Source organism: Bradyrhizobium yuanmingense, from assembly GCF_029167105.1.
In the GTDB taxonomy this organism is placed as follows: Bacteria; Pseudomonadota; Alphaproteobacteria; order Rhizobiales; family Xanthobacteraceae; genus Bradyrhizobium; species Bradyrhizobium yuanmingense_A.
Genome location: NZ_JARFML010000001.1, coordinates 535,858 through 550,584 on the forward strand (window position 1 = coordinate 535,858; position 14,727 = coordinate 550,584).

Consider the following 14,727-nt stretch of genomic DNA (forward strand, 5'->3'; position numbering starts at 1 on the left):
GGAGAGATTGCGGGCTATGACCATGCGCATCACCATCCTCTTCGGCGGCTCCAACCGCGAGCGTCTCGTCTCGGTTGCCACAGCCCAGGCGCTGCATCAGGCGCTGCCCGAGGCTGACCTCTGGTGGTGGGACGTCGAGGACAAGGTCCACGTCGTGCAGTCGAAGCAGCTGCTCGAGCATGCCCGCCCGTTCGAGGACGAGTTCAAGCCGGGCACGCGCGGCGTCCCGCTCGCGCAGGCGCTCGACCGGGCCAAGGCTGAGGATCGCGTGCTGGTGCTCGGCCTGCACGGCGGGCGTGCCGAGAACGGCGAATTGCAGGTGATGTGCGAGGCGCGCGGCGTGCCCTTCACCGGCTCGGGCTCGGCGTCCTCGCATCTGGCCTTCGACAAGATCGCAGCCAAGCGCTTCGCCGCGCTCGGCGGCGTGACGCCGCCGGAAAATCTTGCGCTCGATGATATCGACGAGGCTTTCGCCGAGTACGGAAGACTGATCGCAAAGCCCGCGCGCGACGGGTCGAGCTACGGGCTGATCTTCGTCAACGCCAAGCAGGACCTCGTCGCCGTCCGCAATGCGGCCAAGCACGAAGAGTATGTCATCGAGCCCTACATCGCCGGCGTGGAGGCGACCTGCGGCGTGCTGGAGCGCACCGACGGCTCGATCATCGCACTGCCGCCGATCGAGATCATTCCGGGCGAGGGCAATTTCGACTACGCGGCGAAATATCTTTTGAAGTCGACCCAGGAGATCTGCCCCGGCCGCTTCGCACCCGAGATCACCGCCGCGCTCCAGGCGCAGGCGATGCTGGCCCATCGCGCAATGTCCTGCACCGGCTATTCCCGCTCTGACTTCATCGTCTCGGACAAGGGCCTCGTCTATCTCGAAACCAACACGCTGCCCGGGCTGACCAAGTCCTCCCTCTACCCCAAGGCGCTGAAAGCCGAAGGCATCGAATTCGTCGACTTCCTGCGCGGCCTGGTCGAGCTCGCCTGCCAGCGCGTGCGGAAATAGTCAGGACTGGTTAACGGCCGGACCGGCGAAACGGGCCGGTTTGGTGGCCAAAACCGGTAAAATGCCGGACATCGCGGCGCAAATGCCAGACATCGCGAGGCAAAATGCGCAGGTCGTTAACGAATTTTACCTTTTGTTTACCAGGACGTCCGAAGGTTAACGCTGGCGGCGCATATGGCGCTTTGGCTGCCGGCGCGTGAGCTGTCGCGGGTGATGTCACCCCCAGCGAACGCTTTGAAGGGGAGAGGTTTTCTTCTGCTGAAGACCAGCACCCGGCCCGGCAGGTCCGAGACGTCATGTTCGCCAGGATCCGCGCGATGTCGCGGGGAAACTGTTGACGAGCTCGTGCAATGGATGGTGCAGGACGCCTCACCCGATCGCTTTTGAGATCGCTGAGGCCCCAAGCTGACCTGAAGGCGGCCGCTATCGGAGCGGTCGTGCTTCTGCGCGAGTGGGTGCAGGACAAGCGCGAAGAGGCGCGCGCCGCCGCCAGGGACAAGGCCAAAGCCAAAGCCAAGGTCAACGCCGCCGTCGAGCGCGAGCCGCCGCCGCGCCTAGTCGCGCTGGTCGAGCGCTATCTGCCGCGCCGGGTCGGCCTCAGCATGACCGTGCTGCTGTTGATCGGCAGCTGCGGCTTCGGCATCGTCAAGGGCGGCCACCTCCAGGATTTCGTCACCGCGGTCAGCGATGCCCGCAATGCGCTGGCCAATTCCGCCGGCTTCCGCATCACCTCCGTCGTCATCAACGGCCGCAAACAGCTGACCCAGGACGAGATCCTCGCGATCGGCGGCGTCAGCGGCCGCTCCTCGCTGCTGTTCCTCGATGCCGAGGCGGTGCGCGACAAGCTCAAAGCCAATCCCTGGATCGCGGATGCGACCGTGCTGAAGCTCTATCCGGGCCAGCTCATGATCGAGCTCACCGAGCGCAAGGCGTTCGCGCTGTGGCAGGAGGCCGGCCGGCTCTCCGTCATCGCCGACGACGGCGCCGTGCTCGAGCCCTATGTCTCGCGCCGCTTTCTGTCGCTGCCGCTCGTGGTCGGCAAGGGCGCCGAGACCCAGGCGCGCGATTTCCTGGCGCTGCTGGCGCGCTACCCGCAGGTCCATTCGGTGACCAAGGCCGCGATCTATGTCGGCGAGCGGCGCTGGAACCTGCGGCTCAAGGACGGTCTCGATATTCGCCTGCCCGAGCAGGACGTCGGCAAGGCGCTTGCGATGCTGTCGAAGCTCGACAAGGAGGACAGGCTGTTCTCGCGCGATATCGTCGCCGTCGACATGCGCCTGCCGGACCGGCTGGTGGTGCAGCTCTCCGAGGACGCCGCCAAGGCGCGCGAGGAGCTGTTCAAGGACAAGAAGAAAAAGAAGGCCGGGGATTCCGCATGACCGGTCTCGATCGCACCCAGACGCCGAAGACACGCCCGATGCCGCACAAGCGCGGCGGCATCGTCGCCTGTCTCGACATCGGCACCAGCAAGATCGCCTGCATGATCGCGCGGCTGAAGCCGTCGCCGCCGAGCGATGCGCTGCGCGGCCGCACCCATGCGGTGGAATTGATCGGCTACAGCCAGATCCAGGCGCGCGGCATGAAGGCCGGCGCGGTGATCGATCTCGGCGAATGCGAGCAGGCGGTGCGCCAGGCCGTCGGGCTCGCGGAGAAGATGGCCAAGGTGCGGGTCGAGTCCGTGCTGTTGTCGGTCTCGGGCGGCCGGCTCGCCGGCCAGCTGGTCGAGGCTGCCGCCGACATTCGTGGCGGCGCCGTGACGCCGGCCGATGTCAGCCGCGTCACCTCCACCGGCATGCGCCACGCCACCGGCGAAGGCCGCACCGTGCTGCATGCGCTCCCGGTCGGCTACACCCTGGATGGCGTCAAGGGCATCCGCGATCCCCGCGGCATGGTCGCGCATCAGTTCGGCGTCGACATGAACGTCGTCACCTGCGACGCCACCGTGGCGCGGAACCTGATGCTGGCGGTGGAGCGCTGCCACATCAATGTCGAAGCCATGGCGGCGAGCCCCTATGTGGCCGGATTGTCGGTGCTGACCGACGACGAGGCCGATCTCGGCGCCGCCGTCGTCGAGATGGGCGCCGGCACCACCACGATCGCCGTCTATTCGGGCGGCCGCTTCGTGCATGCGGCCGGTTTTGCGGTCGGCGGGCAACACATCACGATGGATCTTGCGCGCGGACTCTCGGCGACCATTGCCGATGCCGAGCGAATCAAGACCTTATACGGCACCGTCATCACCGGCGGATCGGACTCGCGTGAGCTGATGTCTGTGCCGACAGCCGGTGACGAGCAGGATCTGCCGCAGATCGTCTCCCGCGCCACCATCGCGAACATCGTCAAGCACCGTGCCGAGGAAGTCTTCGAAATGGTTCGGGACAAGCTGAAGGATTCGCCCTTCGCCGCAGAGCCCAACGGCCGCGTCGTGCTCTCGGGCGGCGCCTCGCAGCTGACCGGCCTCGTCGATCTTGGCACACGCATTCTCGGCCGGCCCGTGCGGGTCGGCCGTCCGCTCGGCTTCGGCCGGCTGCCCAACGAGGCGAAGAACGCCGCGTTCGCGGTGCCGGCCGGACTTCTGGTCTACCCGCAATATGTTCACCTCGAACATGTCGAACCGCGGCATACGCGGCAGCAGATCAAGACAGGGACCGGCGGATATTTCGGAAAGGTCGGACGATGGCTACGCGAGGGCTTCTGATGACCGCTTTCCGCAATCTTCGATTTTCACCAACTCCCGCGGCCACCGGCCGGGGCGAACCCACGCGCGCGTGATCGAGAGGCAACCATGACCATCAGCATCAATGTTCCTGATATTCACGAACTGAAGCCCCGGATCACCGTGTTCGGCGTCGGCGGCGCCGGCGGCAACGCCGTCAACAACATGATCACGGCGGGCCTGCAGGGCGTCGACTTCGTGGTCGCCAACACCGACGCGCAGGCGCTGACGATGTCGAAGGCGCAGCGCATCGTGCAGATGGGCACCGCCGTCACGCAGGGCCTCGGCGCCGGCTCGCAGCCGAACGTCGGCGCCGCGGCGGCGGAAGAGGTGATCGACGAGCTGCGCGACCATCTCTCGGGCGCCAACATGGTGTTCGTCACCGCCGGCATGGGCGGCGGCACCGGCACGGGTGCAGCTCCCGTCATCGCCAAGACCGCGCGCGACATGGGCATCCTCACCGTCGGTGTGGTGACCAAGCCGTTCCACTTCGAGGGCCAGCGCCGCATGCGCACGGCCGAGGCCGGCATCTCCGAGCTGCACAAGGTCGTGGATACGCTCCTGATCATCCCGAACCAGAACCTGTTCCGGGTCGCCAACGAGAAGACCACCTTCGCCGACGCCTTCGCGATGGCCGACCAGGTGCTCTATTCGGGCGTTGCCTGCATCACCGACCTGATGGTCAAGGAAGGCCTGATCAACCTCGACTTCGCCGACGTTCGCGCCGTCATGCGCGAGATGGGCAAGGCGATGATGGGCACCGGCGAAGCCTCCGGCGACAAGCGCGCGTTGACCGCCGCGGAAGCCGCGATCGCCAACCCGCTGATCGACGACTCGTCGATGAAGGGCGCCAAGGGCCTCCTCATCTCCATCACCGGCGGCAAGGACCTCACTTTGTTCGAGGTCGACGAGGCCGCGACCCGCATCCGCGAGGAAGTCGACCAGGACGCCAATATCATCGTCGGCGCCACCTTCGACGAAGCGCTCGACGGTCTGATCCGCGTCTCGGTGGTCGCCACCGGCATCGAGCAGGCCGCGATCGCCCGAAACAGCCAGGCCACCTCTGCGCCCGTCGCCAACCCGGCACCGCAGATGCAGCAGGCTGCCGCCCCGGCCGCCGCCGCCGAGAGCCGTCTGGCCGACCTGACCGCCCGGCTGCGTGCCGACAACCAGCGCCTGGCCGAGCGTGCCCAGAAGCTGGAAGCCCAGACCCCGGCCGCCGCGCCGGCTCCGATTGCCGCCGCGCCCCGTCCGAACGTCGAGCGTGCTGCGCTCGCCGCGATCGCCGCTGCCGTTTCCGAGGTGCCGCAGCCGCCGGCGCCGCAGACCTATGGCGACGTCACCGTGCGCCCGATCGCGCAAAAGCCGACCCTGTTCCCGGAGGCCGATATGGCCCCGGTCGCGGTGCAGGAGCCGATGACGCCGGACACCTTCATCCCGCCGCAGGCCGAGCGTCCGGCCCGCGCGCCGCGCATGCCGCGAATCGAGGAGCTGCCGATGCCGGCGCAGGCCGAGATTCGGCAGGCCCGCGGCGAGGCTGAGGAGGAGACCCCGCAGAAGACCCGCCTGTCGCTGCTGCAGCGCCTCGCCAATGTCGGCCTCGGCCGTCGCGACGAGGAAAGCGAGCCGCCGGTCGCGGCCCGCACTTCCGGTCCCGCTATGCCGCCGCTGCCCGAGCGCCGGCCGCAGAAGACCGTGGCGCAGCAGATCGCGTCCAACGAGCCGGTATCTGAGTATGCCCGCCGTCCAGCGCCGCAGGGTCTGGACGTCCATGGCCGCCCCGCGCCTGTTGCGCCGGCGCCACAGGGTGACGACCATCTTGATATCCCGGCCTTCCTGAGGCGGCAGGCGACCTGAGGATTGTTACAATAAGGCAGACGAAAAAAGGTCCCGGCGAGGAGATCGCCGGGACCTTTCCTTTTGTCCCGGGCATGTCCGGATTGCGCAGCCAAACGACTGATTTTAAATCATTAATTACGTATTCGGTGGTTCAGTAAAACTGCCGATAACGGTCCCGAAACCCGGCGCAATTTGGTTAAGCCTTGGCGCGAATACGGCAGGTTTGGGGTAACAATCGGTAAAAAAGCGTGAGTTGGCGCTGTTTGAGGCTGCAACTATGGTTTGCCGTGACTTGGGGATACGGAGATTCGGTAGCGTCGGCTCTGGCCGGCCAAGCGGGTCTCGTATAAGTCGCAGTGGGTCTTAGTGGGGCGGGTTCCTGATGAAATTTAGCCGGCAAACAACGCTTCGTGCGCAAGCCTCTGTGGCAGGCGTGGGCGTTCATTCCGGTCTTCCCGTCACTCTCACGCTTGGGCCTGCGCCTGTCGACGCGGGTTTTATTTTTGTCCGGACCGGACTTGAGGGAAGTGACCGCGAAGTTCAGGCCACCGCCGAGCAGGTGATTGCGACTGACTTTGCCACCGTCCTCGGCGACCGCAGCGGTCCGCTGGTGTCCACTGCCGAGCATGTGCTTGCTGCACTGCGGGGAATGGGTGTCGACAACGCCACCATCGAGATCGACGGTCCCGAAGTCCCGATCATGGACGGCAGCGCCGCCGCCTTCATTGCGGCAATCGACCAGGCCGGCATCGTCACCCAGCCGGCGCAGCGCCGTTTCATCCAGGTTCTGAAGCCGATCTCGGTCAAGATCGGCGACTCCTTCGGCGAGATCAGGCCCCACACCAACGGGTTCCGCGTCGAGGTCGAGATCGATTTCACCAATCCCGTCATCGGCCAGCAGGCTTACGCCTTCGACCTCAATCCGGAAGGTTTCCGCCGTGAAGTCGGCCGCGCCCGGACCTTCGGCCTGATGTGCGACGTCGCGCGGCTCTGGAGCGCCGGCTATGCCCTCGGCGCCTCCTTCGACAACACCGTTGTGTTCGACGACGAGCGGCTGCTCAACACCGAGGGCCTGCGCTACGCCGATGAATGCGCCCGGCACAAGGTTCTGGACGTCATCGGCGACCTCTCGCTGGCCGGCCTGCCGCTGCTTGGCGCCTACCGCTCGGTGCGTGGCGGCCATAAGCTCAACCACGCCGTCTTGACGGCGCTGCTCGCCGACCGGACCGCCTGGCGGGTGGTCGAGGGCGAGGCTGCCCGCCGCACCACGCGTGCCGTGGGCGAGGTCGGTCGTGGCATCGTCGGCGGCCGGGTCGCTGCGGCCTTCGGACCGGATGTGTCCTGACGCGGCCTGCCGCCTTCGGAACGTGGTTGGGCGGCCCCCGGGAAACTCCTGGTAACCATGATCGGCTAGCATTGCGGCAGGTTCGCCTTAATCCGGGCGAAATGCCTCCCTATCCGGTTCGTTAACAATCGTTTTCGGATACATCGGCGTGGTCGCGTGGCAGGCACCACGGTTACATTTCGCGCCCATGAGGGGTTCGTGGGCTGGCGGACTCCGCATCACAGGGCGTCAGGGCTTAAACTCATGTCGGCACAGCGTATGACGCGCGGATATTTCTCGGTCTCGTCGCGAGCCCGCGGGCTGATTCAGGCCGTCACCTTCATCGTTCTTGCGCTGCCGCTCGCCGGATGCGGCACGGGCGCGCTCTGGGACAAGTTCACCGCCAAGGACGACACCTTCGTCGAGGAGCCCGCCGACAAAATCTACAATGAGGGCCTGTACCTCATGAACGAGAAGAAGGACATGAAGGCGGCGAACAAGAAGTTCGAAGAGGTCGACCGTCAGCATCCTTATTCCGACTGGGCCCGCAAATCGCTGCTGATGTCGGCCTATGCGTCCTATCAGGGCGGCGATTATGACGGCTGCATCGGTGCCGCCACCCGCTACGTCACGCTGCATCCCGGCAGCCCGGATGCGGCCTATGCGCAATATCTGATCGCCGCCTCCCATTACGACCAGATCCCGGACATCAGCCGCGACCAGACCCGCACCGAAAAGGCGATCGCCGCGCTGGAAGAGGTGGTGCGCAAGTATCCGAACTCGGAATATGCGACCTCGGCCAAGGCCAAGATCGAGGGCGCGCGCGACCAGCTCGCCGGCAAGGAAATGAATGTCGGCCGCTACTACGCCCAGAAGCGCGACTACACGGCCGCCATCAATCGTTACAAGACCGTCGTCACGCAGTACCAGACCACCCGCCATGTCGAAGAGGCGCTGTTCCGGCTCACCGAGGCCTATATGGCGATCGGCATCGTTGGCGAAGCGCAAACCGCGGCGGCCGTGCTTGGGCACAATTTTCCTGACAGCCGCTGGTACAAGGACGCCTATAATCTTGTAAAATCCGGCGGTCTCGAGCCGAGCGAGAATCAGGGGTCCTGGATCAGCCGGACCTTCAAGAAGATGGGTCTCGGCTAGGAAATTTGGTTCCATGCTGGCGCGTCTGTCGATCCGTGACATCGTCCTGATCGAACGGCTCGATATCGAATTCGCCTCCGGCCTCGCGGTTTTGACCGGCGAGACCGGTGCGGGCAAATCCATCCTGCTCGATGCCTTTGCGCTGGCGCTCGGCGGCCGCGGCGACGCCGGCCTCGTGCGCCACGGCGCGGAGCAGGGGCAGGTCACGGCCGTGTTCGATGTCCCGAAGAATCACCCTGCGACGAAGATTCTGGCCGAGAACGGCCTCGACGACACCGGCGAGATGATTCTCCGGCGCGTGCAGCTCGCCGACGGGCGCACCCGCGCCTTCATCAACGACCAATCGATCAGCGTGCAGACGCTGAAGGCGGTCGGCGCCGCCCTGGTCGAGATCCACGGCCAGCACGACGAGCGCGCACTGGTCGATGCCGCCACCCACCGCCGCCTGCTCGACGCTTTTGCCGGCCTCGAGAAGGACGTCGCGGCCGTCGAAGCGCTCTGGGACGCGCGCCGCACCGCCAACACCGCGCTGGAGGAGCATCGCGCCGCCATGGAGCGCGCGGCGCGCGAGGCCGATTATCTGCGTCACGCCTCCGACGAGCTGAAGCAGCTCGCGCCCAAGGATGGCGAGGAAACCGCACTGGCCTCCCGCCGCACCACGATGATGCAGGGCGAGAAGATCGCCTCCGACCTGCGCGAGGCGCAGGAAGCGGTCGGCGGCAATCATTCGCCGGTCGCAGCGCTCTCGGCGGCGGTGCGCCGGCTGGAGCGGCGCGGCGTCAACTCGCCGGCGCTGGTCGAGCCGGCGGTCAAGGCGATCGACGCCGCCATCAACGCGCTGGAGGAGGCCGATCAGCACCTCCAGGCGGCGCTGGCCGCAACCGATTTCGATCCGGCCGAACTCGAGCGCATCGAGGAGCGGCTTTTTGCTTTGCGTGCGGCGTCTCGCAAATATTCGACGCCGGTCGACGGCCTCGCCGCGCTGGCCGCCAAATATGCCGCCGACGTCGTCCTGATCGATGCCGGCGCCTCGCGCCTGAAGAAGCTGGAGCAGGCCGCAATCGAGGCGGACAGAAGCTATGCGGCGGCTGGCAAGAAGCTGTCGTTGGCGCGGCAGAAATCGGCCGAGAAGCTCAACAAGGCGGTCAATGCCGAGCTCGCCCCGCTCAAGCTCGAACGCGCGAGGTTCATGACCCAGGTCGAGACCGACGAGGCCGCGCCCGGCCCGCAAGGTTTCGATCGCGTCGAGTTCTGGGTGCAGACCAATCCGGGCACCAAACCGGGACCCTTGATGAAGGTCGCCTCCGGCGGCGAGCTGTCGCGCTTCCTGCTCGCGCTCAAGGTCGTCCTGTCCGACCGCGGCTCGGCGCCGACGCTCGTCTTCGACGAGATCGACACCGGCGTCGGCGGTGCGGTGGCGGACGCCATCGGCGGGCGCCTGGCGCGGCTTGCCGGCAAGGTCCAGGTCATGGCCGTGACCCACGCCCCGCAGGTGGCCGCCCGCGCCGACCAGCACCTGCTCATCTCCAAGGACGCCCTCGACAAGGGCAAGCGCGTCGCCACCCGCGTCAATGCGCTCGCCGCCGATCACCGCCGCGAGGAGATCGCCCGCATGCTCGCCGGCGCCGAGATCACGGCCGAAGCGAGGGCGGCGGCGGAACGGTTGCTGAAGGCGGCGACGGCTTAGGCTTCCGTGTCCCGGACGCGCGGAGCGCGAGCCGGGACCTAGAATGCCGCCACATGGGCCCCGGCTCTGCAGCGCACCGCTGAAGGAGCGCTGCACTGCGTCCGGGGCACTAGATTTTCCACAAGCCTTTACCCTCCCGCCCGCTCCGTCGTATCCAAGCGCCATGGTCAGAGCAGCAAAATCCAAAGCAACACCGCTACGCGACGTCGCCGAGCTCACCAAGGCGCAGGCCAAGGTCGAGCATAAGCGGCTCGCGCTCGAGATCGAGAGGCACAACGAGCGCTACTATCAGGAGGATGCGCCCACCGTCACCGACGCCGAATACGACGCGCTGCGCCAGCGCCTCAACGCGATCGAGGCGCGTTTTCCCGAGTTCGTCACCGCGGACTCGCCCTCGCAGAAGGTCGGCGCCGCGCCGTCAGGGCGTTTCAAGAAAGTCCCGCATGCCGTGGCCATGCTGTCGCTCGACAACGCCTTTGCGGAGGAGGACGTGCGCGACTTCGTCGGCCGCATCGTGCGCTTTCTGAAGCTCGACGACGACAAGATCGACTTCTCCGCCGAGCCGAAGATCGACGGCCTCTCGATGTCGCTGCGCTACGAGGGCGGCGAGCTCGTCACCGCCGCGACGCGCGGCGACGGCGCTGTCGGCGAGGACGTCACCGCCAACATCCGCACGCTCGAAGACGTGCCGCAGAAGCTGAAGGGCCGCAACATCCCCGACATCTGCGAGGTGCGCGGCGAAGTCTACATGACCAAGAAGGCGTTCCTGGCGCTCAACGAACGGCAGAAGGCGGCAGGCGATACCATCTTCGCCAATCCGCGCAATTCGGCCGCCGGCTCGCTCCGCCAGAAGGACCCGACCATCACCGCGTCCCGTCCCCTCGGCTTCTTCGCCTATGCCTGGGGGCAGATGAGCGCGATGCCGGAAGACACGCAGAGCGGCATGATCGGCTGGTTCGAGCGCTGCGGCTTCAAGACCAATCCGCTCACTAAGCTCTGTCACTCGGTCGAGGAACTGCTCGCCTTTCATCATGCGATCGAGGAGCAACGCGCGCGGCTCGACTACGACATCGACGGCGTCGTCTACAAGATCGACCGCATCGACTGGCAGGAGCGGCTCGGCTTCGTGTCGCGCACGCCGCGCTGGGGCATCGCGCACAAATTCCCGGCCGAACGCGCCATGACCGTGCTGCGCGACATCGAGATCCAGGTCGGCCGCACCGGCTCGTTCACGCCGGTCGGCAAGCTCGAGCCGGTGGGCGTCGGGGGCGTCATCGTGCAGAACGTCACGCTGCACAACGAGGACTACATCAAGGGCATCGGCAACAAGGGCGAGGTGCTGCGCGAGGGGCGCGACATCAGAATCGGCGACACCGTCGTGATCCAGCGCGCCGGCGACGTCATCCCGCAGGTGGTCGACGTCGTCCTCGACAAGCGGCCGAAGACCGCCAGGGAATTCCACTTCCCGAAGAAGTGCCCGTGTCCGCTGCACACCGACGTCGTGCGCGAGGAGACGGCGACGGGCGAGGAGGGCTCGCGCGCCCGCTGCACCGGCGAGTTCGCCTGTCCCTATCAGAAGATCGAGCATCTGAAGCTGTTCGTGTCGCGGCGGGCCTTCGACATCGACGGCCTGGGCGAGAAGCAGCTCCAGTATTTTTTCGACGAGGGCTGGGTGAAGGAGCCCGCCGACATCTTCACGCTGGAAAAGCGCAACGCCAAGCTCAAGCTCGAGGAGATCGAAGGCTACGGCGCGACCTCGGTGCGCAACCTGTTCGGCGCCATCGAGAGCCGGCGCAGAATCGCGTTGGAGCGCTTCATCTTCGCGCTCGGCATGCGCCATGTCGGCGAGACCACGGCGCTGGCGCTGGCGCGCGGCTACGGCTCGTGGGATGCGTTCCACGATGCCTGCCTGAAAGTTGCCAAGGGCGACGAGGAGGCGATCGCGGACATGGACGCGCTCGACCAGATCGGCGACACCGTGATCAAGAGCATCGCCGATTATTTCGGCGAGAGCCACAATCGCGGCATCGTCGAACGGCTGACCAGGGAGGTCGAGATCGTCGACGCCGAGAAGCCGAAGAGCAATTCGGCGGTGGCCGGCAAGACCGTGGTGTTCACGGGCTCGCTGGAAAAGATGACGCGGGATGAAGCCAAGGCGACGGCCGAGCGACTCGGGGCCAAGGTGTCGGGCTCGGTTTCGAAAAAGACCGATCTCGTCGTCGCGGGCCCCGGCGCCGGCTCGAAGCTCGCCGACGCCAACAAGCACGGCGTCCAGGTGCTGACCGAAGACGAGTGGTTGAAGCTGATCGCGGAGTGAGGGGCGCACTGGCGCCTCCGTCCGTCGCCATCGCACGGCGTTCTCCCAGCAAGCGTCCCGTGATGGTACGCGGACGCAAGAGTTCCTTCACCATTCGCGTTGACCCGATGTTTACCGCTTCACGTGAGGCCGCATTTACCAATGCGCCACATCGCCCCGTGAAAACACCTGCATTCGCTTGAGTGTGCCGCCTGCGCAACGCCGATTAACGCCCCGGCAACCTAAATTAGATACTCACGATAAAGATCGAATTGCACGGATGTACTGAGTTCGATCAAACGAGCGTAAGCGTAGCGTGAGCGTATCGATGTCTGTGTTGCGTAACCATCCGAAGGGCGCGCGGTTCGCGTCCTTCGGCATCGGTCTCTGCATCTTCGCATTGATGCCGAGAGAGACCGGCTATCAGGACATTGCCTCGCTGCTGGCGCGCCAACCCGGCGTCGCCGAGCGGTGGCAGAAGCAGGTGTTCTCCGCTGCGTCCTCGATCCAGCTCGCCACCTACAGTTTTTCCCGCCCCATCGGCACCTCGGTTCCGCAGAGCGCGATGGTTCGGCTCGCGAGCCTCGACGGCGGCGACGTCACCGGCGCAATCCGCCGCAATCCGGCGCTTCAGGCACCGCCGCGCTACCACGCATCCGACTTTCCCAAGGTCGATCGCGCCCTGAAGGGCGATCGCCTCGCAATCGTCGCGCCGACGCAGTCGCCTGAGACGGCCGCGCCGGCTGCAGCACCGGCCAAGGAAGATCCCGCGACCTCGAACAGCTCGGTGTTCGGCGCCAAGACCGCCGCATTGCCGCCGGCGATGTCGCCGGAATCCGCGGCCCCGCTCGATCCCGAGCTGCAGGAGGCCATGCGCGCGCCGCCGCTGCCGCAATATTCCAATCCGCCGCAGGCGAGCGAGGCTGCGCGCGCGTTCGCGGTGCAGCCGCTGGAAGCGCTGAAGCGCGCCACGGCGCCCGCTGCTCCCGCACGCGATCCTTTCAGCGTCAAGACATCGAGCCTGTTCTTCGGCAGCTCCTCGCTGGGCGGCAATATCGAGACCATCGAGAGCTGGCAGCCCGGCGCCGAGCCGCTGATCGTGATCCCCGACCCCGACATGAAGGTGACGGCCTCGCTGACCCCGCCGACGGCGGAGATCGCCAAGGACATCGAGAGCGGCGAGAGCGTCGCGCCGAAGGGCGAGGTCAACGCCGACAACCAGCGCGGCAAGTCGCCGGCGGAGCGGCTCGCGCTCGACGACAAGTCGCGCGCCAAGTCCGAGAAGTGTCTTGCCGAAGCCGTCTATTTCGAGGCCCGCGGCGAAGCCGTGCGCGGCCAGATTGCGGTGGCGCAAGTGGTGATGAACCGCGTCTTTTCCGGCAAATATCCCGACACCGTATGCGGCGCGGTCTACCAGAACAAGCACCGGCATCTGGCCTGCCAGTTCACCTTCGCCTGCGACAACAATGCCGACGTGATCCGCGAGCCCGAAATGTGGGAGCGCGCCAAGAAGATCTCCAAGGCGATGCTCGACGGCCAGATCTGGCTGCCCGAGGTCGGCAAGTCCACGCATTACCATGCCTATTGGGTGCGGCCGTCCTGGGTCGCCGAGATGAAGAAGCTGTACAAGACCGGCGTGCACACCTTCTATCGGCCGCGCAATTGGGGCGACGGCAGCGAGGTGCCGAGCTGGGGCACGCCCGCGCAGACCGCCGCGCTCTCCGCCGAGCTCGCGCAGGAAGCCAAGAGCTCCGCGGAGATGGGCGAGCGGCGGTAGTTTTCTTATCTCTCCCCGCAAGCGGGGAGAGATAGAAGAATTCATCACGCCTCGATATCCAGTGCACAGTCGAAATTCGGCGCCGAATGCGTCAAGGCGCCGGCCGACGCATAGTCGACCCCGGTGGCCGCGATGGCGGCGATCGAGTCCAGCGTGACGCCGCCGGACGCCTCCAGCGCGAGGCGGCCCGCGTTGAGCCTCACCGCCTCGCGCAACGTCGCAAGGTCCATATTATCGAGCAGCACCGCATCGGCCATTCCGCTGTCGAGCACCTCGCGCAGCTGCGCCATCGTGTCGACCTCGATCTCGATCTTGACAAGATGGCCGGCATGGGCGCGGGCGCGCTCCAGCACCGGGCGGATGCCGCCGGCGACCGCGATGTGGTTGTCCTTGATCAGGATCGCATCGTCGAGCCCGAAGCGATGGTTGAAGCCGCCGCCGCAGCGCACCGCATATTTCTCCAGCGCGCGCAGTCCCGGCGTGGTTTTTCGCGTGCAGCAGATGCGCATCCTGGTGCCTTCGGTGCGCGCGACATAGTCCGCCGTGAGCGTGGCGATGCCCGACAGCCGGCCGACGAAGTTCAAGGCAGTGCGCTCCGCCGTGAGGATGGCCCGCGCAGGCCCCGAGATCGTCAGCACGTGCTGGCCGCGCGCAACCCGCGCGGCATCGCGGACATGTGCGCGCACCTCGATGTCGGGCGACAGCTTCTGCAAGGTCGCGAGCGCCAGCGGCAATCCGGCGACCACGCCGGCCTGGCGCGCGACGAGGATGGCTTGCGCGCGCGTCGCCTCCGGGATCGTCGCCAGCGAGGTGATGTCGCCGGCGCGGCCGAGATCCTCGTCGAGCGCGCGCGCAACGGCCGCCTCGATCGCGAGCGGCGAGAGGAAGGCATCGGGATAGAGCAGTGAAGTCGGGGTGATCATG

At 66.4% G+C, this 14,727-nt stretch carries 10 protein-coding genes; 9 read left to right on the forward strand and 1 reads right to left on the reverse strand.

The genetic code is table 11. The features are described from left to right. The first annotated feature begins 22 nt into the window (after nucleotides 1-22). The 9 genes from P0R31_RS02625 (at nucleotide 23) to P0R31_RS02665 (ending at nucleotide 13,803) form a co-directional block, all read left to right on the forward strand. Entirely contained in the window at nucleotides 23-1,009 is a 987-nt protein-coding gene (locus P0R31_RS02625) for a D-alanine--D-alanine ligase family protein (RefSeq protein ID WP_275512761.1), read from the forward strand. 350 nt (nucleotides 1,010-1,359) lie between these two features. Continuing rightward, nucleotides 1,360-2,388: a cell division protein FtsQ/DivIB gene (locus tag P0R31_RS02630; protein WP_275512723.1), complete on the forward strand. Its 1,029-nt coding sequence runs from the start codon at nucleotides 1,360-1,362 to the stop codon at nucleotides 2,386-2,388. Further along, nucleotides 2,385-3,707: a cell division protein FtsA gene (ftsA, locus tag P0R31_RS02635; RefSeq protein ID WP_036003557.1), complete on the forward strand. Its 1,323-nt coding sequence runs from the start codon at nucleotides 2,385-2,387 to the stop codon at nucleotides 3,705-3,707. The genes P0R31_RS02630 and ftsA overlap by 4 nt, the downstream gene beginning before the upstream one ends. Nucleotides 3,708-3,794: 87 nt before the next feature. Then, nucleotides 3,795-5,582 (forward strand): cell division protein FtsZ, encoded by a 1,788-nt coding sequence (gene ftsZ, locus P0R31_RS02640; RefSeq protein ID WP_275512724.1) that lies wholly within the window; start codon nucleotides 3,795-3,797, stop codon nucleotides 5,580-5,582. 364 nt (nucleotides 5,583-5,946) lie between these two features. Then, the gene (gene lpxC / locus P0R31_RS02645; RefSeq protein WP_275512725.1) at nucleotides 5,947-6,909 is read left to right on the forward strand and encodes a UDP-3-O-acyl-N-acetylglucosamine deacetylase; all 963 of its coding nucleotides are present in this window, start codon (nucleotides 5,947-5,949) and stop codon (nucleotides 6,907-6,909) included. Nucleotides 6,910-7,152: 243 nt separating this feature from the next. Beyond that, nucleotides 7,153-8,043 (forward strand): outer membrane protein assembly factor BamD, encoded by an 891-nt coding sequence (locus P0R31_RS02650; RefSeq protein ID WP_036028334.1) that lies wholly within the window; start codon nucleotides 7,153-7,155, stop codon nucleotides 8,041-8,043. Nucleotides 8,044-8,056: 13 nt separating this feature from the next. Beyond that, entirely contained in the window at nucleotides 8,057-9,730 is a 1,674-nt protein-coding gene (gene recN, locus P0R31_RS02655) for a DNA repair protein RecN (RefSeq protein ID WP_275512726.1), read from the forward strand. A 163-nt stretch (nucleotides 9,731-9,893) separates the two neighbouring features. Next, on the forward strand, nucleotides 9,894-12,047 hold the full coding sequence (gene ligA / locus P0R31_RS02660; protein ID WP_275512727.1) for an NAD-dependent DNA ligase LigA: 2,154 nt from the start codon (nucleotides 9,894-9,896) through the stop codon (nucleotides 12,045-12,047). A 307-nt stretch (nucleotides 12,048-12,354) separates the two neighbouring features. Next, nucleotides 12,355-13,803, forward strand: a complete 1,449-nt coding sequence (locus P0R31_RS02665; protein WP_275512728.1) for a cell wall hydrolase — start codon at nucleotides 12,355-12,357, stop codon at nucleotides 13,801-13,803. Nucleotides 13,804-13,847: 44 nt separating this feature from the next. Here P0R31_RS02665 and nadC read toward each other — a convergent pair whose 3' ends face one another. Continuing rightward, nucleotides 13,848-14,726 carry a carboxylating nicotinate-nucleotide diphosphorylase gene (gene nadC, locus P0R31_RS02670; RefSeq protein ID WP_275512729.1) on the reverse strand — a complete coding sequence of 293 codons (879 nt, stop codon included), beginning with the start codon at nucleotides 14,724-14,726 and terminating at the stop codon, nucleotides 13,848-13,850. Nucleotide 14,727: the final 1 nt, after the last annotated feature.